Consider the following 21142-nt stretch of genomic DNA (forward strand, 5'->3'; position numbering starts at 1 on the left):
CCAGCACCCTTGGTGGCTGGGAGATGGCTGGATCGAGCCTGCTGAGCCCGTGGCGAAAAGGGCGCCCCAAGTGCGCCAGCACACCACGCAAGGCTGAACTCGCCTGGACCGTGTTTGCCCGCATCATGTACTTGCAAAGGATCGCGGCATCATCACCACCCCTCGACACGACTTTGCGTCGCGGCCGGATCATCCTGACAGACACGCTCGGCCGCCCCGGACGTCCGACGGCTTCAGGACGTCGTGGTCAAAGGCATGCGTGCGAGCTGGTGTCAACAATCTTACGTTTCAAGACCTGACAGTACCGCAGCGGTTCGCCTGGCGATCGCCGGCGCAAGCGGGCCGCAGATCGCTGCCGTGACCGGTCACTCCTTAAAGGACGTCGAGGCAATTCTCGATACGCATTGCCTTGGTCGCGACATCAGGCTCGGAGAGGCAGCGGTCATGAAGCTCGAAGGGCAAACAGACCTGTAGAATGGCCTGTAAAATGAGGCCAATTGCTGTATCGCGATCAATGCAAGTGATTGATTTATATGGTGGGCTACCCCTCCTCCGTCTCCGCCTCAGCACCGGAAATTGACTCAAGATACATTCGGAAACTCGACCTTGCAGCGAAGTCCGGCAGGTAGCTTGTTGTCGGGATTGGGCAATAGAGGCCGGATCCCGAAAGTGCCGCTTCGGGCGTCGATGAGAGGATCGATCACTTCGACCTTTGCGACGTAGCGGCCGCTGACCGGCGCTTCACCTGTCACTGCGGCCTCCATTCCCACTTTGATGGTACCGTACAGGGCGATGGGCACGAAGACCTCGACGTTGAGCGGATTGATCTGCGCAATCGTCATGATCGGCGCCTGATCGTAGGCATACTCCCCACCAAGGAGATTTCGTTCGGCCACCACGCCGTCGATGGGGCTCCTGACAGAACGTAGCTTCAGGACCTCCTCGGCCCGCAGCACTTCGAGCAGCGCGATGCGCAAATTGGCTTGCGCTTCCCGCAGATCCTGACTTGCCACGCCAAAGTCGGACTCGATCTCGTCGAGAGCCGCGGCCGAGGCTGCGCCCTTCGCCATGAGGAGACGGCGGCTGGCATCTGCTCGGTAAGAAAGTGAACACAGCGTCGCCTGATCGTTGCATTCGAAAGCGCCACCCCTGACGCCACAGCCGTGAATTGCGGCAACGTGCTCACTGCGCAGTGCTGGACGGCTTATGCCCCGGGATGGACCAGACATGCGCCGAAACCAGGTTTCGGTAGATCGGAATGTTTTTGTGCGGGTGGATCGACAGAGGCCGACGCAGGCGCATCCCGTCGCCAACCCATTTGCCGCGGTTGACTTGTTATAACATTTGGGCAAATGTTCTAACTAACCGGAAAGTAAAAATCCGGATTTTCGGGAGGACCGCATGCCGTCATTCACGCCGACGCGACGAACGCTACTCAAGACCGGAACCGCAGCCGCCGCTTTCGCGACAATTGGTCCGGCTTTACTCCGGCAAGCCTCAGCGCAGGATGCCGACCTCGCGCCTTACAAATCCGCTCAGATCGATTGGCAGCAGGTCTCGGGCGAGACCATCACAGTCGCCGTGATCCCGGCGAGCTATTTCGAAAACCTCATCACGCTGGCGCCGCAGTTCAAGGCACTCACCGGCATCGACGTCCGTTTCGAAAAGATTCCGCCGGCGCAGATCCGGCAGAAGAGCGTCATCGACCTGACCTCGAAAACCGGCACCTACGCGACCCATGCTGCGGATCCAATGTATTACGCGCTCTGTGCCGCCAACAAATGGGTCGAGCCGCTCGACACCTATCTGAACGACAAGTCGCTGACCGATCAGGTCTGGTTCAAGCTCGACGACATCATTCCGGCCTGGCGCAGCGCCAACGGCATCGACGGCAAGCTCTACGGCATGCCCTATGACGGCGAAGTCACCATTCAGGTCTATCGCAAGGACCTCTATGACGCGAAGGGCCTGAAGCCGGCCGACACGCTGGAAGCCTACATGTCGAACGCCGCGGCGTTGAATACCCCGAACGATCGCGTCTGGGGCGCAGCGCTGCGCGGTGTCGCCGGCGCCGGCCAGAACATGTACATCTATCCGTCGATCTTCCGTGAGTTCGGCGGCGAATGGATGAAGGGCGGCAAGCTCACCGTCAACGGCCCCGAAGCCGAGGCGGCGCTCGCCTGGTACGTCGATATCATGAAGAAGTACGCGCCGACGGCGGCTGCAAACTGGAACTGGCCCGACATCGCGGATGCGTTCTCGCAAGGAACGGTCGCAAGCTACATCGACGCGCATTCCTCGGCCTCCGTCATCAACAATCCCGAGAAGTCCAAGGTGATCGGCAAGGTTGCCTATGCACGCTGGCCGAAGGGCCCGTCGGGCAAGCGCACCACCTCGATCTGGAACTGGGGCTTCCCGATCAATTCCGCGCTGCCGGAGAAGAAGCGCAAGGCGACCTGGCTTTTCATCCAGTGGGCCACGAGCGCCGAGACCCAGGCGCGCACCGCGCATCGTTTCGCCGGCCCCACCAAACGCTCGGGCGTCAACCGCACGTCGGTGTGGAAGGATCCCGACTACATCAAGCTGATGAGCGGCTTTGGCGAAAACTTCGTGGAGGCCACGATGGGCGCTCTGCAGGAGGACACCGACGTCGACTGGCGTCCGCGCGTGCCGCAATGGCCGGCGATCGGTGATACCATGGCAACCGCGATCCAGTCGGCCCTCTCCGGCCAGGCCACGATCAAGGCCGCCTTGGACGATGCGCAACGCCGGATCGAACCGATGATGCGCGGCTGAGCCATGGCGACGACAGCGGTGGCATCGGCCGGGATCGCGAGCGAGGCGCCTCGCAGCGATTTCGGCCGCGTCCTGGCACAGCGCGAGCGCCGGTTTGCGGCGGCCCTGCTTGCACCGGCGTTTCTCGCCCTGCTGGCTACGACGACGTTTCCGCTGCTCTTCCTGGTCTATACCAGTGCGTTTCGGATGGATCTGGCGATGCCGTTCACCAACGGCTTCGTCGGGGTCGACAACTACCAAGTTCTCCTCTCCGACGAACGTTTCTGGACCTCGCTGCTGGTGAGCCTCGTCTATACCGGCTCGACCGTTGCGCTTCAGGTCGTCATTGGCCTCGCGCTCGCCTTGCTGGTCATGGACATGAAGCGCGGCCAGGGCTGGTTCCGCGTCATCGCCATCTTGCCCGTGGTGCTGTCGCCGGCCGTGGTCGGCATGATCTGGCGTACCTTCATGCTGGCGCCGGAATTCGGCATCGTGGATTTCCTCGCGATCAATGCGGGGCTCGGCAGCAAGAACTGGCTCGGCGATCCCACGCTCGCGATGGTCTCGGTGATCGCGATCCATACCTGGCAGTGGACGCCGTTCGCGTTCATGGTGCTGCTGGCATCGCTCGCCTCGCTGCCCGAGGATATCTACGAGGCAGCGCGGCTCGACCGCGCCTCCGCCTGGCAACGCTTTCGCCGCATCACCCTGCCCTTGCTGCGCCCGGCGATCGTCATGGTCATCATCATGAGGACCATGGTGGCACTGACCGCGTTCGCGGCGATCTTCACCGTCACGGCGGGCGGGCCCGGCACAGCGACCGAAATCCTCAATCTCTATGCCTACCGGAAATCCTTCACCGAACTGTCGATCGGCTACGGTTCTGCACTCGCGGTCGCCCTCCTGATCGTGACCATCGTCATCTCCGGCATCCTGTTCGCGATGCGGAGGGCGAAATGACCGCAAAGCGCCTTCGCGTCTTCGCCCTGCTGGCGATCTCCATGGTTTTCCTGCTGGCCTGGGCGTTCCCCATCATCTGGAGCGTGCTGAACTCGCTCAAGACCGATTCCGACGTGCTGGCCTATCCGCCCAAGCTGGTGTTCGCGCCGACCCTGGACGCCTATCGCGACGTGCTGTTCGGCTCGGGATCGATCCTGCCGAACCTTCTTTCCAGCGCCATCATTTCGGTCGGCACCACCATCGTCACGATGCTGATGGCGGTGCCCGCGGCCTACGCGCTGGCGCGCCTGCGCTTTCGCGGTAAGAAGTTCGCGGGCTTCTACGTGCTCGCAACGCAGATGCTGCCGCCGGTCGGCATCATCATCCCCTACTTCCTGGTGCTGCGGAACATCGGCTGGATCGACACCTATCAGGGCATCATCCTGATCTATCTGTCGTTCTCCCTGCCCTTCGCGATCTGGTTGCTGGTCTCCTATTTCGAGGACATTCCCTTCGAGATGGAAGAAGCCGCCTATCTCGACGGCGCCAGCCGGCTCAAAACCCTCTGGCGCATCATCATTCCGCAGGTCCGGGGCGGCATTGCCGTGACCGTGGTGTTCGTGTTCCTCAACGCGTGGAACGAATTCCTGTTCGCGGTCGTACTTAGCGGCAACACGGTACGTCCGGTCACGGTCGCCATGTTCAATTTCGTTTCCGTCGAACAGACATTGTGGGCCAAGCTCGCTGCAGTCTCGGTTCTCGCCATGCTTCCTGTCGTCGTCCTCGGTGTGGTCGCGCAGAAGCATATCGTGAAGGGCCTGACGGTCGGTGCAGTCAAAGGCGGAGGGCGCCGATGAGCGGCCAGGGTCAGGTCAGTTTTCGCAACATCGTCAAGATGCACGGCGAGTTCACCGCGCTGAAGGGCGTAAACTTCGACATCAAGCCGGGCGAGTTCTTCGCCCTGCTCGGGCCCTCGGGCTCGGGCAAGAGCACGACGCTGCGCATTCTCGCCGGTTTGGATGCGCCGACAGCCGGCCGCGTGCTGATCGACGACAAGGATGTCACCTCGACCGACGCACGCGACCGCGACATCGCCATGGTGTTCCAGAGCTACGCGCTCTATCCGCACATGACAGTGGCCGAGAACATCGCCTTCCCCCTGGAAATGGCGAAGCTGCCGAAGGCCGATATCGCGCCTGCGGTCAAGGACGCCGCGCGCAAGGTGAAGATCGACCATTTGCTCGACCGCAAGCCCGGCCAGCTCTCGGGCGGCCAGCAGCAGCGCTGCGCGCTGGCCCGCGCCATCGTGCGCAAGGCCCGCCTGTTCCTGCTCGACGAGCCCCTGTCCAACCTCGACGCCAAGCTGCGGCTGGAAACCCGCGCAGAGCTGAAGAAGCTGCAGCGCTCGCTCGGCGTCACCGCCGTCTACGTCACGCACGATCAGGAAGAGGCCATGACGCTCGCGGATCGCATGGCGGTGTTCATGTCAGGCGAGATCCAGCAGGTCGGCACGCCCGCCGAGGTGTTCGCGCGTCCGAACTCGATCGACATTGCCGGTTTCATCGGCAATCCCCCCATGAACCTCATCCCGGCCCGCTACGTGAACGGCGACGTCATTGTCGCGGGCCATCGTTTCAAGACGACGAGCACGACCGCGGGTGATCGCGATGTGGTGGTCGGGCTTCGTCCCGGCGCCCTGCGCATGACGGAAGGCGGCCTCAGCGCGCGCGTCGACCTCATCGAGGACCTCGGCGATACCGCTGTGCTCGACCTCGACTGCGCCGGCACCATGATCCGCATGCGCGTCTCCGACGGCAACATTCCCGCCGAAGGCGACACGATCTCGATCTCCTCACGCCCGCAGGATATTCACCTGTTCGACCCAGCGACACGCATGCGGCTCTGACACCATGGCTGTTCAAACGCGCAAGAAGAAGCCCGCACCGCTGGGCAGTGATGTGACCGGGGAAAGCTCAACGCCCCTGCACATCCAGATCCGGGAATCCATCCGCAACCAGGTGCGTGACGGCAAGCTGATCGACGAGACCGGCCGCCTCATGACCGAAGCCGAACTCGGCCGTCATTTCGGCGTCAGCCGGATCACCATCCGCAACGCCATCGCGCCCCTCGTGAACGAAGGCATGTTCGACCGCTCGCGCGGCCGCGGCACCTTCCTGCGCTCGAACCAGCCCGAGAACTGGGTCGGCCATCTCATGGGTTTTTCGGAAACCATCCGCGACGCCGGCTACCAAGCCGGTGCAAAGATCCTGCAGCAGGGCATGACCAACCGCCACGATCCCGCCGTTCGCGAGCAGCTTCGCGAGCGGGCCGTCTGGCAGCTTCGACGTCTCCGCTTCGCGGACGACACGCCGATCGCGATCGAGCACGCGTTTTATCCGCCGGACATCGGTCTCGAGCTCGAGAAGCGCGACCTGGTCTCGATCCTGATGTATCGCGTCTTCGAGGATGAGCTCGGGCTCACCATCAAGGACGCGCAGCAGACCATCAGCGCCGATCTCGCTGACGCCAGCAGCGCCAAGCTGCTGGGCGTGAAGGTCGGCTCGCCCCTGCTCGCCATCGAACGCGTCACCTTCGGCAAGGACGGACGGGCGCTCGAGCTGCTGCGTGCCGTCTATCTGCCGAAATATTTCCGCCTCAGCATCAGCCTGACGCGCCGCCACTGACAACGCCACACGTCAATAACGAGGACACGAACATGCCGAATGGCGCAAAGACCCCGGACAGCCCTAACATCCTGCTCATCCTCAACGACGACATGGGCTTTTCGGACATCGGCTGTTACGGCGGCGAGATCCAGACGCCGAACCTCGATCGGCTTGCGGCCAATGGCTTGCGCTATTCGCAGTTCTACAACACCGCCCGCTGCAGCCCCTCGCGTGCCTCACTGCTCACCGGCCTGCATCCGCACCAGACCGGCATCGGCATCCTTACCTACAGCAACGGCCCGGAGGGCTATGCCGGCAATCTGAACAAGAGCTGCGTGACCATTGCCGAGGCCCTGAAGAGCAGGAACTACACGTCCTATCTCAGCGGCAAATGGCACATCGCCAGCAGCCTGACGGAGCCGACCGACGCGTGGCCGATGCAGCGTGGCTTTGATCATTTCTACGGCACCATCATCGGCGCCGGCAGCTTCTATCATCCGAACACGCTGACGCGCGGCAACGAAAACATCGAGCACGAGGCCGAGAAAGATCCGTCGTTCTTCTACACCGACGCGATCAGCGATCAGGCTGCGGCCTTCATCCGCCAGCACAAGTCGGAAAAGCCCGACGCCCCGTTCTTCCAGTACGTCGCCTACACGGCGCCGCACTGGCCGCTCCATGCCCACGACGAGGATATCGCCAAGTACAAGGGGCGCTTCGATGCGGGCTGGGACAGGCTGCGCGAAGAGCGCCTCAAGCGCCTCGTCGATGACGGTATCATCCATCCGAACTGGCGCCTCACCGATCGCGATCCGACCCAACCGCCGTGGAGCGACGCGGAGCAACGCGAATGGACGCTGCGCTGCATGGAAGTCTACGCAGCCCAGATCGATCGCATGGACCAGGGCATCGGCCGGATCCTGAAGGCGCTGGAAGAGACCGGCCAGATGGACAACACGCTGATCATTTTCCTGTCCGACAACGGCGCCTGCGCCGAGGACATTCCGGAGGGGGTCACCGCGAAAGAGCTGGTCGACCAGCTCATGATCGCGCAGGCAAAGACCCGCGACGGCAGGTCGGTGCGCTTCGGCAACGATCCGAGCCTCATGCCCGGCGCCGAAGACACCTATCAGAGCTATGGTACGGCCTGGGCCAATCTCTCCAACACGCCGTTTCGGCTCTACAAGCACTGGATCCACGAAGGCGGCATCGCGACGCCGTTCATCGTGCACTGGCCACGCGGCATCTCCGAAAAAGGCGGCCTGCGGCACAATCCAAGCCAGCTCACGGATGTGATGGCGACCATCCTCGACGTCACCGGCGCCACCTATCCCAAGGAGTATAACGGCAACGCGATCCTGCCCTGCGAAGGCGAGAGTTTGGTGCCGTCATTCGCCTCAGCCTATGGCAACCGTGGGCCGCTGTTCTGGGAGCACGAGGGCAATGCGGCCGTGCGCGTCGGCAAGTGGAAGCTGGTCCGAAAGTATCCCGGCCCCTGGGAGCTCTACGATATGGAGATGGATCGTACCGAGATGAACGATCTGGCCGCGCAACATCCAGATCGCGTCCGCGAGATGACGGCTCAGTATCAGCAATGGGCGAACCGTTGCGGCGTGATCCCGCGCGAGAAGATTCTCGAGCTGATGGAGGCGGAAGGCGGCACCGCCTTCTGGGAGGAAGAGAAGCAGAAATAGGGCATGACCGGGGATCGCTCACATTGTTGCACCCTGCGCACCGCCGGCAATGAACCGGCGGCCGGCATCGACGCGCAAGTCACGGTCCTTCCGAGTCCAACCCCGATCCCGCGCCGCTGGAGCTCACTGATCGGCGGAACGTTCCACATGGGATCCGCCGACGGGGGCTTTGTCGAGGACGGCGAAGGTCCGGTGCGGCTCGTCACGCTGTCGCCGTTTGCCATTGCCTGCTACACCGTGAGCAATCTGCAATTCGGCGACTTCGTCCGGGCCACGGGCTACACGACGGATGCCGAGCGCTACGGCTGGAGCTTTGTCTTCGAGGGGCTCGTGACCGAAGCGACGCGCACCGCGCACACGATGCGCGTCCAGGACACGCCATGGTGGATCCCGGTGACGCGGGCTTATTGGGCGCAGCCGGAAGGACCGACCAGCAGCATCCTTGACCGGCTCGATCATCCCGTCGTCCACGTCTCCTGGAACGACGCGGAGGCTTACTGCCAATGGTCCGGCACGCGCCTGCCGACCGAAGCGGAATGGGAGATGGCCGCGCGCGGCGGGTTGGACCAGGCCGCCTATCCCTGGGGCAACGCGCTGCAGCCCGACGGCGAGCATCGCTGCAACATCTGGCAGGGCAACTTTCCCGACGGCAACACCGTAGACGATGGCTATTTCGGCACGGCTCCCGTTCACGCTTTCGTGCCCAACGGATATGGCCTGCACAATGTCGCCGGAAATGTCTGGGAATGGTGCCAGGACTATTTTTCGCCGAGCTATCACCGCCTCACGCCATCGCGAGACCCCTTGAACCGCGAGCCAGCTCCCAGGCGATCGATGCGTGGCGGATCCTTCCTCTGCCACGAATCCTACTGCAATCGCTACCGGGTCGCGGCGCGAAGCTCCAATACGCCCGACTCCGCGTCGAGCAATATCGGCTTCCGCGTCGTGCGCATCGAGCCGCTGCGGGATCCTGCATAGGATGGAGTCGGCACCCCATCCAGCGAAGCCGGCCGCCGCTCCCGGCATCCGGCTGCTGCCACTGTTCCTGCGCAATTTCGTGCGTAATCGCGAGACCGGCCTTGTGCTGGTCGGCATCGTCGTCGGGCTGCTCAGCGGCGTGCTCGTGGCTGCGATCTCGAGCCTGAGCCAGCTCTTTCACGCCCTGCTGTTCGACATTCCTTTCGACGCCCACCTCAGTGCCACCGGCGTGATCTCGTGGCAGCGCACGCTACTGATCCCGGTGCTCGGTGGGCTCGTGCTTGCGCTGATCGGGCTTTACTTCGCCCGGCGGGTGAAGGGACAGCAGCTCGCCGACGCCATCGAGGCCAACGCGCTCTATGGCGGCCGGGTGTCGTTTCGCGGCAGCCTGCTGATCTCGATCCAGACATTGCTGTCCAACGGGTTCGGCGGATCGGTTGGACTGGAAGCCGGCTACACCCAGATCTGCTCGATGTTCGGCTCCCATGTCGGTCAGCGCCTAGCCGCCCGACGCAACGACATGCGGCTGCTCGTCGCCTGCGGCGCCGCGGGAGCCATCAGCGCCGCGTTCTCGGCGCCCCTAGCGGGCGCCTTCTACGCCTTCGAGGTCGTACTCGGCGCTTACACCTCTGCCGGTCTTGTGCCGGTCATCGCCAGCGCCGTCACCGCGTGGCTCGTCGCGCGGCAATTGACGCACCAGTCCTTCCTGATGGTGCCTGGATTCCCCTCGCCGGTGTCCGTTGAAATGATCGGGCAGACGATGCTGATCGGCATCATCTGCGCCTTCGCCAGCATCGTCGTCATGCTCGCCGTCGCATTCTCCGAACGCTGTTTTCAGCGCATCACGGTGCTCAAGGGCCTGCTGCGGCCGATGCTCGGCGGCCTGCTCCTCGGCGGCCTCGCCCTGTTGACGCCGACCGTGCTCGGCGCCGGCCACGGCGCGATGCAGATCCTGCTGGTCAGCAATCCGACCTGGCTCCTGCTCACGACCACCATCGTGTTCAAGATCCTGGCCTCCGCCATCTCGCTCGGCTCGGGCTTTCGCGGCGGACTGTTCTTCGCCTCACTCCTGCTCGGCGCGCTGATCGGACAGCTCTACAGCGTCGTGCTGACCGGCCCTCTTCCCACGATCGCGCTTCAGCCCGGCACCGCCGCGATTGCAGCGCTCGCCGCGCTTGGAACCGGCGTGCTCGGAGCGCCCTTCAGCATGGTCTGTCTCGCGCTCGAGATCACCGGCGATTTCTCCGTTACCGTCGGCGCCGTGGTCGCCTCCTCGGTCTGCGCGCTGATCGTCCGCGAGCTGTTCGGCTACAGCTTCGCGACGTGGCGCTTCCATCTGCGCGGCGAGGCAATCCGCGGCCCGCAGGACGTCGGCTGGGTCCGGCAGATGAGCGCGGCATCCCTGATGCGCGCCGACTTCGAGAATGCGCTGACGACGATGCCGATCGGCGAGGCGCAAAGGCAGTTCTCGCCGGCGCTGGTCCGCCAAATCGTGTTGCGCGATCCCAATGGAATCTATGCCGGCATCGTGCCCGCCGCCACGCTGCATTCCGTGGCCAGCCGGGACGAGGAGCTGCTCGGGTCGCTGGCGCAGCAACAGGAGGAATATCTGCTCCCGACCACGCCGGTTCGCGAGATCCTGAAGGCCTTCGAACGCAGCGAAGCCGACGTGCTCGCGGTTGTCGACCGTCCCGACCATCGCGCCACGATCGGCACCCTGAGCGAAGCGCACGTTCTGCGCACTTACGGGGAAGAACTCGAACGCCGGAACCAGGAATTGTTCTCGCGTTGAGGGCGCTCAGGGCCGCAGATCCATGTCGATCCGCACGAAGTCGCCGCGATAGGTGACCTCGCCGAGATAGATCACGGTGCGGTCCTGCGTCGTAAAGATGCGGCGGACTTCGGCCACCGGCGAGTTCAGGGGCACGCGCAGCAGCCGCGCCGCCTCGATATCCGCGGTACCGATCGTCAGGGTCTGGCGCGCGCTGGTGATGGCGGGATCCCTGAGATCGTTCAGGATCGGGATCACGGTCTCGTTGCGGAAGCGCTTCGGCGACCTGCGGAAGATCTTCTCGTCGAGATAGATGGAGATGACGCAATAAGGCTGCTTCTGCCGCGAATGCAGCCGACGCATGAAGACGTATTTGTCGGCCGGCTTGCCGTCCCCGGGAAGCAGCGGGGCATTGCTGCGGCTTTCCGAGATGTTGATGATCTCGGGCGAGGTGTCGCGGTACATGTCGGCGAGATCTGACAAGGTGGTCTCGACCTTGAGCCAGCGATCCTGCCGCACGGTCCCCGTGACGAAGGTGCCGCGGCCCTGCTGCGCCTCGATCACGCCGTCGCGGGCAAGCAGCTCCACCGCCTGCCTGATCGTAACGCGTGACACGCCGAACTCGGCCGCCAGTTCCTCGTTGGCCGGCAAGCGAAATCCCTGAGTCCAGACGCCGCGCGCGATGCGCTGCCGGAAGATGTCGGCGATCTGCGCGTATTTGGGGACGTGACTGTCGGAACTCAATTCCATCTCGTCCTCCGGAATTCAGGTCGCGCGATCAAGCCATGACCAGCGCTGCACCGCGTTCGCCGATCATCAGGCTTGTCGCATTCGTGTTGGCCGAGGTGATCTGCGGCATCACCGAGGCATCGATCACACGCAGCCGCTCGACGCCGCGCACACGCAGCTGCGAATCGAGCACGGCCTGCGCGTCGCTGCCCATGCGACAGGTCCCGACGCAGTGAAATACCGTGCCTCCCGTGCTGCGCGCAAAGTCCCAGAGGCCGGCATCGTCCCTGGCTGCCTCGCCCGGCACCATCTCGACATCCCAAAGCGGGCGAAACGCCTTCTGCCGATAGATCTCGCGCAAAATCTTCAGACCCGCAACAATGGTCTTGCGGTCGATCTCCTCGGCAAAATAATTCGGCACGATACGCGGCTGCTCAAACGGATCAGTCGAGCTTATCGCGAGCTGTCCGCGCGACTTTCCGTGGCACTGCCAGACCGAAGCGGTGAAACCAGAATAGCTGTGCAAGGGTTCGCCTGGCTTGTCGACCGAGAGCGGCATCACGTTGAACTGCACGTCCGGTCGTCCACCGACGGCGTATTCCGTGCAGGCTGCGCCGCCGACCTGCCCCGCCCCGACCGTCAGCGGACCGCTGCCTGCCAGCATCCACTGCAGCCCCATCTTCGCGAGCGCGAGGGGATTGCGGACCTGATCGTTGAGCGAAATCCGCTCCTTCAGCCGGACGATCAGCCGGGCCTGATAATGATCCTGAAGATTGCCACCGACATCAGGAGAATCGGCGACGACGGGAATGCCGAGCTTGCGCAGCAGGTCGGCCGGACCGACACCGGAAAGCTGGAGGATCTGCGGGGATTGCAGCGCGCCGCCGGACAGGATGATCTCACGATCAGCCGCCGCTCTGTGGACCTGCCCATTGCTGATCCACTCCACGCCGGTCGCGACACGACCATTGAAAACGACCCTGCTGACCTGTGCGTGGGTGATGATGGTGAGGTTCGGACGCCCGGCGACGGGACGCAGAAACGCGGAGGCCGAACTGGTCCGCCAGTGCCGCCCGATGCCGAGCTGGTAGCTGCCGACGCCCAGCGTGGTGGCGCCGTTGAAATCGGGATTGCGCGGCAGACCGAACTGCACACCCGCCTCGACCCAGGCCTTCGATGCCGGATTGTCATTGCGAAGGTCGGATACCTCAAACTCCCCGAGCCCGCCGTGAAACTGGCTCTCCCCGCCGCGGTAACGCTCGTAGCGCCGGAAGTAAGGCAGGAGCTCGCGATAGCCCCAGCCATCGGCGCCGAGGCGTTCCCAATCGTCAAAATCCTCGTGCTGGCCTCGGATGAAGATCAGACCGTTGATCGACGAGGAGCCGCCGAGCACGCGGCCGCGCGGCCAGACGATGGAACGACCGCCACTCCCTTCCGAAGGCTCGGTCCTGAACAGGCGCGAATATCGCTCGTTGTAGATGGTGCGGTAGTAGCCGACCGGAAGTTTCAGCCAAAAATTCCGATCCGAGCCGCCGGCCTCCAGCAGCAGCACGCGGCAGGTCGGATCGGCCGACAATCGGTTCGCAACGACACATCCGGCCGAGCCTGCGCCGACGATGATGTAGTCGTAGCCAAGTGCTGGCATCAGACCGTCCGGTATTGTTCGATGGAGGCAAGATCGGGCGTGATGCCGAGGCCCGCTTCGTCGCCGAGCTCTATCATGCCATCGCGGACATCGAGCACGGGACCGCAGAACCTGTCGCGCAACGGGTTCTCGTTGCAGTCGACTTCGAGCAGTCCGTCGCCGCCGACTCCGGCGAGAAGATGCGCGGATGCCAGGAGCCCGATGCCGGCCCCGAGATAGTGCGGGCAGAACATCTTCCCCGACGTCAGGATGTCGCGGGCAATACCTGCGCACGCCGACAGCCCGCCCCATTTGGCGATGTCGGGCTGGACGACACCGAGAACCGGCTCGCGCAGCACCTCGGCAAACACGGCGTGGCTCGCGATGTTCTCACCGGCCGCGAGCGGAAAGTGGACGCTCTCATGCAATTGCATCCATTCCTGGCGAGGGCGATCCGCACGGATCGGCTCCTCCAGCCAGGCGAGATCGAAGTGCTCGAGTTGCGGTGCAAGTTCGAGCGCCTGCGCAATGGTCCAGCCCTGGTTGACGTCTGCAGCAAGCAGGCCTTCGCCGACAAGCCGGCGCAGCGCGGCGAGATTGGCCCGGTCACCTGCCGGATCGAAGCCGATCTTCAGCTTCAATGCGCGGTAGCCGCGGCCAAGCGCCGATTCGGCTGTCCGCTCGGAGCCCACCGGATTGATGCCGCTGGCATAGACCTTGATCTTCTGCCTGGCACCACCGAGCAGCCGCCACAGCGCGAGGTTCTGGCGGCGGGCGTGGAGATCCCAGACCGCGAGATCTATGCCGGCGATCGCCTGGGCAAACGGGCCGGCTTCTCCCGATTGCAGCGCGAGCACCGAGGTTCCCTGCGTCAGACGCTCGAACGCCGCAATTGGCTCCGGCACGGAGGATCCGACAAGAGCCGGCGCAAGCACCTCGTTGACGAGCCGAACACGATGTTCGGCACCTGGTGCGGGAAAATTGCACCACACTTCGCCCCAGCCGATATTTCCGTCAGTGTCCTCGACACGGACGAAGACGGCAGGCCGGTCCTTCATCCGCCCGAATGACGTGATGACTGGCGTCGTCAGCGGATAGCGATAGCCAAAGGCCTGAACGCTTCGGATGGTGAAAGGCGATGGTGTCATGCGGGAAAGCCTGCGACGCCTACGACCAAAGGCGGCACTTGTATGGTCATCCTATTTATAATATGACCGTTGAAAACATCAACCTGAATGTGGGTGGACGCGTCGAATGAACGGAGCTGGCGTGAGACGCTTTGGTCTCGGATTGCTGCCGTGGTTCGGCGCGATCCTGCTCTGGTACGCCGTACGCTGGAGCGGCTTCGTCAACGTCTCGCTGATCCCGGCGCCGCATCAGGTCGCCGCAAAGTTTTTCGAGCTTCTCACCAGAGAAGGCTTGCTGATCGACATCTTCGCCTCGACCCGGCGCGTCTTTCTCGGTGTCGCGCTCGGCATCCTCGTGGCAGTGCCGGTCGGATTTCTGCTGGGGTGGTATCGCCCCGCCCGCACCTTCGCCGACCCCATGATCAACTTCTTTCGCGCGCTGCCGCCGATCGCGCTGATCCCGCTGGTGATCGTCTATTTCGGCGTCGACGAGCTCGCAAAGCTCGTCATCCTGTTCTACGCCTCGTTTTTCTCCGGCGTGATCGTGATGTATGAGGGCGTGTCGCAGATCACGCCGCTCTACATCCGCGTGGCGCAGACGCTCGGAGCCAACCAGGCCGAGATCTTCCGCAAGGTCATCATTCCCCTCACCGTCCCGCACATTCTCACGGCGCTGCGCGTAGCGTTGGGCGTGGCCTGGGCGACGCTGGTCGCATCCGAATTGATCGCGGCGCAGCGCGGGCTCGGCGCCATGATTCAGAATGCCTCGACCTACTTCCTGCTCGACGTCATCTATGTCGGCATCATCTGCATCGGCCTGATCGCACTGATCATGGATTTGATCCTACGCAAGATCACGGCCCGGCTGCTGGTCTGGCAAGATCGAGCCATCGCATGAACAAGCGCGCACAATTCGACAAGGTTTCGCTGTCCTTCGAAACGCCGAAGGGCCGCCTCAAGGTCGTCGAGGACGTCAGCTACGACATCAACGACGGCGACTTCATCGCCGTGATCGGCCCGTCCGGCTGCGGCAAGACCACGATGATGAGCATGCTCGCCGGCTTCCAGAAGCCGACGACGGGCAAGGTCCTGTTCGATGGGCGCCCTGTCGCCGGTCCCGGCCCCGAACGCGGCGTCATCTTTCAGGAATACGGCGTGTTCCCCTGGCTGACGGTCAAACAAAACATCGCCTTCGGCCTGACGCTCAACGCCAATCGTGTCCCGACTGCCGAGCGCGATGCGACCTGCGATCACTATCTCGGCCTGATGGGCCTGTCCGACTTCGCCAATTCCTATCCGAAACATCTTTCCGGCGGCATGCGGCAACGACTCGCGATCGCGCGGGCCTATGCCGTCAAACCGCAATTCCTGCTGATGGACGAGCCGTTCGGGGCGCTCGACGCCCAGACCCGCTCCAACATGCAGAACCTGCTGCTCAAGGTGCTGGAGACCGAAGGCAAGACCGTCATGCTGATCACCCATTCCGTCGAGGAGGCGATCTACCTCGCCTCCCGCATCGTGGTGGTGACCGCGCGGCCGGCGCGGATCAAGCAGATCATCGACGTTCCCTTCGGTTACCCGCGCGATGAATCGATCCAGGAACGTCCGGAATTCGCTGAGCTGCGCAGTCATATCAGGCAGCTGGTCATGGACGAATATCGCGCCCAACAGGCGCAGATGCGTCCGGTCTCATTCTCGGAATAACATAACGGAGGACACATCATGGATCGGCGGCAATTTCTGACCACGACGGCAGGCCTGGCACTCGGCAGCTTCACGGCCTCCGCACCCGCGATCGCCCAGGCAAAGACAAAGGTTCGTGTCGGCTATCTTCACACCGTCGCCGTCGACGGCCAGATCTGGACCGGTATGGACCGCGGCTCTTTCGAAAAGCAGGGCCTCGATCTCGAGCTCCGGCAGTTCAATACCGGCCTCGAAATCTTTCAAGCGCTGATCGGCGGCAGCCTTGATGTGCTGGCAACCGGCGCGGTCCTCTCAAACTTCCCGGCCCGCGGCCAGGGCAAGGTCTTCCTCATCAACGACATCGAGGTGGCGACCGCTCAGCTCTGGGTGCGCGGCGATCAGGGCATCAAGTCATTCGCGGACCTCAAGGGCAAGCGTATCGCGACGGCCACCGGCACGACGGCGCACGTATTCCTCGACACGGCGCTCCGTGCCAACAAGGTCGATCCCAAGGAGGTCGAGCTCGTCAACCAAACCATGCCTGCCGCCGTCACCGCCTTCATTTCCGGCGCGGTGCCTGCCGTCGCACTCTGGGTGCCCTTCAACGTCACGGTTCGCGACAAGGTGCCGGGCGCCGTTAAGCTGGCAGATGCTTCGGCATTTTATCCCAAAGCCGCGATCATCGGTGGTTGGGCGGCGGCTAACGACTATTACGAGCCTAACAAGGAGACGTTGGCCAAACTGGTCCGAGGCTGGGCCGATGCCAACGACTATATCGTCGCGAACAGCGCTGAGGCCATGGAGAAGCTGCAGAAGGGTCATTACAGCCAGACGCCGCTTGCGGACATCAACGAGTCGTTCAAGGCCCAGAAGATGTTCACGTCCAAGGACTGGAAGCGGATGTACTCGGACGGCACCGTCACCAACTGGCTGCAGCAGTCGACAGACTTCTTCATGGCCAATGCGGGCATCAAGGACTTCACGCCGGCAAGCAAATACTTCGATCCGAGCCTCTATCTGAGCACCATCGCTTGATCGATTCTGCGCGCCAGCCCGCTATCCAAGCCAAGCCTGGCTCACCGGAATTCGTTCGAGAGTATCACGACGCGCGCGCAAGCCTTCGACAACCGCGCGCAGGCACGTTCATGACGATCATCGCACATTACAAGGCTGCACCGAGTTCACTGGCCTAACGGCGTCGACCCGCCATGCCTACCCTGCCTATATCAAACTGATCGAAGAGGAGTTCGGCGATCTCCCGGTGGTAGCTCTGGCGGATCGTCAGGTACGCAGTGAGTTCAAGGCGTGGCGCGACTTGTTCGCTGAGACGCCACGGAAGGCGGATTACGCCTGGCGATCGCCGGCGCAAGCGGGCCGCAGATCGCCACCGTGACCGGTCACTCCTTGAAGGATGTCGAGGCAATCCTCGATGCGCATTGCCTGGTCGCGACATCAGGCTCGTAGAGGCAGCAGTCATGAAGCTCGAAGGGCGAACAGACCTGTAGAGTGGCCTGTAAAATGAGGCCAATTGCTATATCGCGATCAATGCTAAGTTTCGCGATCAGTCTCGATACCCGTCGACATAGCGTCGCCCGTTTCCGGACACTTGATCATTACCACAACCATCTTGATTTCCTGCAATCTGTTGCGGACCCTGGGCACCTTGGCCCGCCATCGACTGGACCGAGCGTCCCTCGTCGCGGAGGCGCCTGTCCAGTCGATCCGCGCGGCCGGTAGCCTCGATTCAGACGGTCTTGTGCAGCACTCTGTTGAAGCTGGTCTTGATGGGCTCGGTCGTCTCGATCGCAACTTTCTGCGCGAGCTCCCAAAGCTCCCGATTCTGTGCGGAGACAACGTCGAAAGCCTCGCGGCTTCGGGCGGTCGAAAGATGCACGATATTCAGCAGCGACCTGTTCTCAGCGAGCCGGGATAAAAACTCCAGGGTGGCGCTGGTATTGTCTTTGGAAATCTCGATGACCTTGGCGCCGTAATCGACGGCCCCTCTGGCGTTCATAGAGCAGGCTTCACGGAGAGTGTCGCTGATCTCTTGGGAAGTCGCTCTCATGCTCGCGATATTTTTCTTAGTCTGTGCGGCGCCCTGCTCGGCGAAGCCATGGAGGAGTTCCTGGAAATTCAAAAGCGGCAAATCGAACCTTGCACCATTCTTGTTCTCATTCACCGGATCCCCTGCGTTTCGACTTTCACATTGGCATCATTCACGAGTTTTCATCCTTTCAAGCGAAACTAGTATGACGAATCTCCTCTCCCCGCACGTACTGCTCCATAAAACTAGCGCCCCTGTTCTCGGCGTGACGGGAGGCTGCTGCGGATGAACCGCTCGTCCCCTGCCGAAGCCAAATATGATCGATTAAATTCGAGCCATCCGTTCGCTTTCGGACTCTCGCTGATAATTTGATGGTTGCGACCCCGCGGAGCAGCCTAAGCCTTAAATCTGCGACGTTGCAACGGCCGCTCGGTTGCACTGTGAGCTCGCGCGCCGCCCGAGATAGCCCGACCGGCGCAGCTCCCGCTGACGGTTCTCTTCTCGATCCACTCGGCCCCTGAGACTCTCAAGTTCTGCGAGTTGGGAGGCAAGCGTTTCGAGACGCTGGCGAAGAACAGCAGCGGGGTTGTCCACTCGAGCGCAGATTTTCATGTGAGGTCTCTCCTGGCAATATGTACGCTAGAATTCCGCCAGCTTTGACGGTGGGCAAAAAAATATGCAAACACAGAAAACACGACTAACATTCGGATGCTGCTTTGCCGATAACGATGCGGCGGCGCGTTAAGAGAGTACTCATGTGCCCAGGCGCGGCACGCTCCATTGAGCCAGGCTGCTCAGCATGCAACAACAGGGGGTCGAACCGTTGTTAATGCTCGGATCGGGTTGCGCTCGAAAGTCGAGTGGCGGCTCGCCCGCACTCGGGCTTGTGCCTCCGCTCGTCGTCTTCGTCATCTGCACAATCGACCCCTCCATATGCGGTGGGATTTCCGGAGTTCCCTCCTGTCGCGAAGGGCCCTTTGCCACCGGCCGCTCCGCCGGATCCGCCGCCACCGCCGGATGCCCCTCCAGCAGCAGATGCCCCACCACGCCGCCCCCCAGGTCCGCCACCGCCTCCAGGTGACCCGCCGCCAGAGGACCCGCCGCCAGAGGGCCCCGACGCTGCAGAGGATGAGCGATCGTTGTCGAAGAATGACTGGCCCCTGTCGTCGCCATGCGTTGCTCCGCTCAGTCCGCCTGAACGCGCGATGGCCGTCGAGGTCAGCGAGGTCGACAGCAGCAGCGTCATGACGGGGGGTGTCACGGCCGCGAATCTTCCGCAGGTTTTCAGGAACGCCCGCCGGTCGTCATCTTCATTGCCACCTTGGGTCACCATGCGCACCCTATGATTTAATTTGCTTCATTCGTATTATATATTAAATCTATATTCAACCAAAATTTGGTTTAAAAAGATGCAGATTTCGAAGCGTGTGCCACCGGCAGCAGATTGCCAGCATTTCCACGACTCGGGCTTGCCGGCCCCCGGCGCCGGAGCCCCAAATCGAAAGTTTAAAATTAATGGTTAATATGCATATATCTGATTAGCTTGGTTAAGTGCAGCGCAGGACGGATGATTACAATGCCACTGCAATTTCACCGGCCCGTCGAAAACATGGAGATCTGGAGCGCGAGCGGCGATGGCTTCTCGTTTGTGATCAGCCTGGAGAGCCCTACCGGTCCAGGCTTTCACGGACGCTCCGGGTACCTGGCGAGTTGGCGACCAATCTACGAGAACAATGGCGCGATCAAGATCAGCGGGTCGCCCTTCCGAACATTGGCTGAGGCCGAAGGAGCCTGCCGCAACATGGCCGAGCATCTGCGCGCCGCAACCGATGCTCACCGCCCAGCATGATGCGACGTCCAGCTAACGCGTACGTTCCGAAAGGACAATGCTGCGCTTGACGTCCTCATCGTTTCGAACCGCCGAATCCTGCTGTAGTAGGCTGGAAGGGGGCGAGTTCACGTGCGGCCTATTATTGCCCGTTTTGCACTGGGCATTGAATTATCGACCAGTGCAATGTCGGGCACCAGAAGTCGGATGGCCCCAACAGCTTGCAGTATCGCCGCAGGCGGCCATGATCGCAAAATCGCGCTGCGCCGGAAGGAAGCTGCTGATCCCCTGCAAGACAATCGGGTGCCGCTCCGCTATGAAGACCCTGATTGCGGCGCATGCTTCCCCTGCTTATTCCTGATACCCCGCGCGGCAGTTTTTATTCCCGCCCTCACCTCAAGGCGCGCGGAAAGCACAGCCAATCTGTTCTGCCAAAACGTTGTTTCAATTCGTCACGGCGCGCATCGGCAACGCATGATGGCCACACCACTGTAACTCGCTTTGAGAATGCGTGCAGCACCGTAGGACTCCGGTCCTCCATGGTAAAACCGAAGCAGCCAATTCATCCAAAACAGCGCCTTCTCAGCTGGCGATGATCTGCAAACCGTCCCACAGATCTGGCGGTCCAGTATGTGGCTACCTTGTTTGGATTGGTTAACCGCCATCAAGCTCATTACCGACCGCTTATTACGAACGATATATGGTCACGTTCACGATTCAGGTCTAACATCACAAACTTGATCGGAGCGAGGCAGCTGAAAAGGCCTCGACCCATAACGCGAAAAGGAGGTTCAAAAAGGAAGACTATTAATTCAACATATGAGGACTGGACAATTTTTCCGACCATTAATCAGACGTCTCGAACGACAACGGCTCTGCTTCGGAATGAAAACCTGGTCAGCTAAGTTCGGCGACATTTTCGCTAACCCGGCAAACTTTAATCTGCGGTCACGAGTATCGCTGGTAATGAGTAGGTGGTCACATGTATTCTTCGGCTGTTTTGCGGCAAACGCATGAATCTCTGATCGTTCAATTCACCGAATTGCAGAATTTACGTAGTCGCGTGTCGATGGCCGAGCAGCGCTTGCTCGGCCCAATGCGAAGGGCCCGCCGGTGGAGACGGGCTGGGAGGCGACAGGCCGGTCGAAGGCACAGGCCCGGCTGGTAGCACCAAGAAGTACCGCACTGCACACTAGACTGCTGCGCGCAGGCCGATCAGGCTTGCCCGACCGTGCCTCGACCTGATAAGTCCCCTCCTATTTGGAATCGGAAGTAGTGGGGACG

17 protein-coding genes and 1 pseudogene are annotated in these 21142 nt (G+C 62.1%); 12 read left to right on the top strand and 6 right to left on the bottom strand.

The window, feature by feature from the left end:
- Positions 1-581: 581 nt before the first annotated feature.
- Positions 582-1070, bottom strand: coding sequence for an efflux RND transporter periplasmic adaptor subunit (locus C7G42_RS29055; protein WP_158537642.1), 489 nt, complete (start codon positions 1068-1070; stop codon positions 582-584).
- A 331-nt stretch (positions 1071-1401) separates the two neighbouring features.
- On the opposite strand from C7G42_RS29055, the gene C7G42_RS29060 reads away from it, so the two are divergent.
- The 8 genes from C7G42_RS29060 to C7G42_RS29095 all read left to right on the top strand — a co-directional run bounded on the left by C7G42_RS29060 (position 1402) and on the right by C7G42_RS29095 (position 10844).
- The gene (locus C7G42_RS29060; RefSeq protein WP_106952348.1) at positions 1402-2796 is read left to right on the top strand and encodes an ABC transporter substrate-binding protein; all 1395 of its coding nucleotides are present in this window, start codon (positions 1402-1404) and stop codon (positions 2794-2796) included.
- Between the two features lie 3 nt (positions 2797-2799).
- Entirely contained in the window at positions 2800-3735 is a 936-nt protein-coding gene (locus C7G42_RS29065) for a carbohydrate ABC transporter permease (protein ID WP_106952349.1), read from the top strand.
- Positions 3732-4571, top strand: coding sequence for a carbohydrate ABC transporter permease (locus C7G42_RS29070; protein WP_106952350.1), 840 nt, complete (start codon positions 3732-3734; stop codon positions 4569-4571). The genes C7G42_RS29065 and C7G42_RS29070 overlap by 4 nt, the downstream gene beginning before the upstream one ends.
- Entirely contained in the window at positions 4568-5620 is a 1053-nt protein-coding gene (locus C7G42_RS29075) for an ABC transporter ATP-binding protein (RefSeq protein WP_106952351.1), read from the top strand. The genes C7G42_RS29070 and C7G42_RS29075 overlap by 4 nt, the downstream gene beginning before the upstream one ends.
- A 4-nt stretch (positions 5621-5624) precedes the next feature.
- A complete protein-coding gene (locus C7G42_RS29080) occupies positions 5625-6398 on the top strand; it encodes a GntR family transcriptional regulator (protein WP_106952352.1) in 774 nt (257 codons plus the stop codon).
- 32 nt (positions 6399-6430) lie between these two features.
- Positions 6431-8074, top strand: coding sequence for an arylsulfatase (locus tag C7G42_RS29085; protein ID WP_106952353.1), 1644 nt, complete (start codon positions 6431-6433; stop codon positions 8072-8074).
- A 147-nt stretch (positions 8075-8221) separates the two neighbouring features.
- Positions 8222-9052, top strand: coding sequence for a formylglycine-generating enzyme family protein (locus tag C7G42_RS29090; protein WP_245428025.1), 831 nt, complete (start codon positions 8222-8224; stop codon positions 9050-9052).
- A gap of 1 nt (position 9053) precedes the next feature.
- Entirely contained in the window at positions 9054-10844 is a 1791-nt protein-coding gene (locus C7G42_RS29095; RefSeq protein WP_106952355.1) for a chloride channel protein, read from the top strand.
- 6 nt (positions 10845-10850) lie between these two features.
- Here the strand turns inward: C7G42_RS29095 and C7G42_RS29100 are convergent, their stop codons facing one another.
- From C7G42_RS29100 to C7G42_RS29110, 3 genes are read right to left on the bottom strand one after another with little or no spacing between them, the layout of a single operon-like run.
- Complete coding sequence (locus tag C7G42_RS29100) at positions 10851-11573, bottom strand: GntR family transcriptional regulator (protein ID WP_106952356.1); 723 nt, start codon at positions 11571-11573, stop codon at positions 10851-10853.
- 28 nt (positions 11574-11601) lie between these two features.
- The gene (locus C7G42_RS29105; RefSeq protein ID WP_106952357.1) at positions 11602-13197 is read right to left on the bottom strand and encodes a GMC family oxidoreductase; all 1596 of its coding nucleotides are present in this window, start codon (positions 13195-13197) and stop codon (positions 11602-11604) included.
- Entirely contained in the window at positions 13197-14324 is a 1128-nt protein-coding gene (locus tag C7G42_RS29110) for a mandelate racemase/muconate lactonizing enzyme family protein (RefSeq protein WP_106952358.1), read from the bottom strand. The genes C7G42_RS29105 and C7G42_RS29110 overlap by 1 nt, the downstream gene beginning before the upstream one ends.
- Positions 14325-14445: 121 nt before the next feature.
- On the opposite strand from C7G42_RS29110, the gene C7G42_RS29115 reads away from it, so the two are divergent.
- Genes C7G42_RS29115 through C7G42_RS29125 form a run of 3 tightly spaced genes read left to right on the top strand, consistent with a single transcriptional unit; the run spans position 14446 to position 17021 of the window.
- Positions 14446-15201 carry an ABC transporter permease gene (locus tag C7G42_RS29115; protein ID WP_502694242.1) on the top strand — a complete coding sequence of 252 codons (756 nt, stop codon included), beginning with the start codon at positions 14446-14448 and terminating at the stop codon, positions 15199-15201.
- Positions 15198-16007 carry an ABC transporter ATP-binding protein gene (locus tag C7G42_RS29120; RefSeq protein ID WP_106952360.1) on the top strand — a complete coding sequence of 270 codons (810 nt, stop codon included), beginning with the start codon at positions 15198-15200 and terminating at the stop codon, positions 16005-16007. Before C7G42_RS29115 ends, C7G42_RS29120 begins: the two co-directional genes overlap by 4 nt.
- Before the next feature lie 18 nt (positions 16008-16025).
- On the top strand, positions 16026-17021 hold the full coding sequence (locus tag C7G42_RS29125) for an ABC transporter substrate-binding protein (protein WP_106952361.1): 996 nt from the start codon (positions 16026-16028) through the stop codon (positions 17019-17021).
- Positions 17022-17730: 709 nt separating this feature from the next.
- On the opposite strand, the gene C7G42_RS29135 is transcribed toward C7G42_RS29125, so the two are convergent.
- Complete coding sequence (locus tag C7G42_RS29135; RefSeq protein ID WP_245428027.1) at positions 17731-18165, bottom strand: phasin family protein; 435 nt, start codon at positions 18163-18165, stop codon at positions 17731-17733.
- Positions 18166-18985: 820 nt separating this feature from the next.
- Positions 18986-19363, bottom strand: a pseudogene (locus tag C7G42_RS35945) (hypothetical protein); the annotation flags it as partial.
- Positions 19364-19606: 243 nt separating this feature from the next.
- Here C7G42_RS35945 and C7G42_RS29145 point away from each other — a divergent pair.
- A complete protein-coding gene (locus C7G42_RS29145) occupies positions 19607-19879 on the top strand; it encodes a hypothetical protein (RefSeq protein ID WP_199581203.1) in 273 nt (90 codons plus the stop codon).
- Positions 19880-21142 lie beyond the last annotated feature (1263 nt).

Origin of the sequence: Bradyrhizobium sp. MOS003, assembly GCF_003020125.1 — a bacterium.
Taxonomy (GTDB): domain Bacteria; phylum Pseudomonadota; class Alphaproteobacteria; order Rhizobiales; family Xanthobacteraceae; genus Bradyrhizobium.

What these genes read in the sequence shown, in the direction of transcription:
- C7G42_RS29055 (WP_158537642.1), bottom strand. Translation starts at nt 1,070, where the DNA reads ATGGCGAAGGGCGCAGCCTCGGCCGCGGCTCTCGACGAGATCGAGTCC.
- C7G42_RS29060 (WP_106952348.1), top strand. Translation starts at nt 1,402, where the DNA reads ATGCCGTCATTCACGCCGACGCGACGAACGCTACTCAAGACCGGAACC.
- C7G42_RS29065 (WP_106952349.1), top strand. Translation starts at nt 2,800, where the DNA reads ATGGCGACGACAGCGGTGGCATCGGCCGGGATCGCGAGCGAGGCGCCT.
- C7G42_RS29070 (WP_106952350.1), top strand. Translation starts at nt 3,732, where the DNA reads ATGACCGCAAAGCGCCTTCGCGTCTTCGCCCTGCTGGCGATCTCCATG.
- C7G42_RS29075 (WP_106952351.1), top strand. Translation starts at nt 4,568, where the DNA reads ATGAGCGGCCAGGGTCAGGTCAGTTTTCGCAACATCGTCAAGATGCAC.
- C7G42_RS29080 (WP_106952352.1), top strand. Translation starts at nt 5,625, where the DNA reads ATGGCTGTTCAAACGCGCAAGAAGAAGCCCGCACCGCTGGGCAGTGAT.
- C7G42_RS29085 (WP_106952353.1), top strand. Translation starts at nt 6,431, where the DNA reads ATGCCGAATGGCGCAAAGACCCCGGACAGCCCTAACATCCTGCTCATC.
- C7G42_RS29090 (WP_245428025.1), top strand. Translation starts at nt 8,222, where the DNA reads ATGGGATCCGCCGACGGGGGCTTTGTCGAGGACGGCGAAGGTCCGGTG.
- C7G42_RS29095 (WP_106952355.1), top strand. Translation starts at nt 9,054, where the DNA reads ATGGAGTCGGCACCCCATCCAGCGAAGCCGGCCGCCGCTCCCGGCATC.
- C7G42_RS29100 (WP_106952356.1), bottom strand. Translation starts at nt 11,573, where the DNA reads ATGGAATTGAGTTCCGACAGTCACGTCCCCAAATACGCGCAGATCGCC.
- C7G42_RS29105 (WP_106952357.1), bottom strand. Translation starts at nt 13,197, where the DNA reads ATGCCAGCACTTGGCTACGACTACATCATCGTCGGCGCAGGCTCGGCC.
- C7G42_RS29110 (WP_106952358.1), bottom strand. Translation starts at nt 14,324, where the DNA reads ATGACACCATCGCCTTTCACCATCCGAAGCGTTCAGGCCTTTGGCTAT.
- C7G42_RS29120 (WP_106952360.1), top strand. Translation starts at nt 15,198, where the DNA reads ATGAACAAGCGCGCACAATTCGACAAGGTTTCGCTGTCCTTCGAAACG.
- C7G42_RS29125 (WP_106952361.1), top strand. Translation starts at nt 16,026, where the DNA reads ATGGATCGGCGGCAATTTCTGACCACGACGGCAGGCCTGGCACTCGGC.
- C7G42_RS29145 (WP_199581203.1), top strand. Translation starts at nt 19,607, where the DNA reads ATGCCACTGCAATTTCACCGGCCCGTCGAAAACATGGAGATCTGGAGC.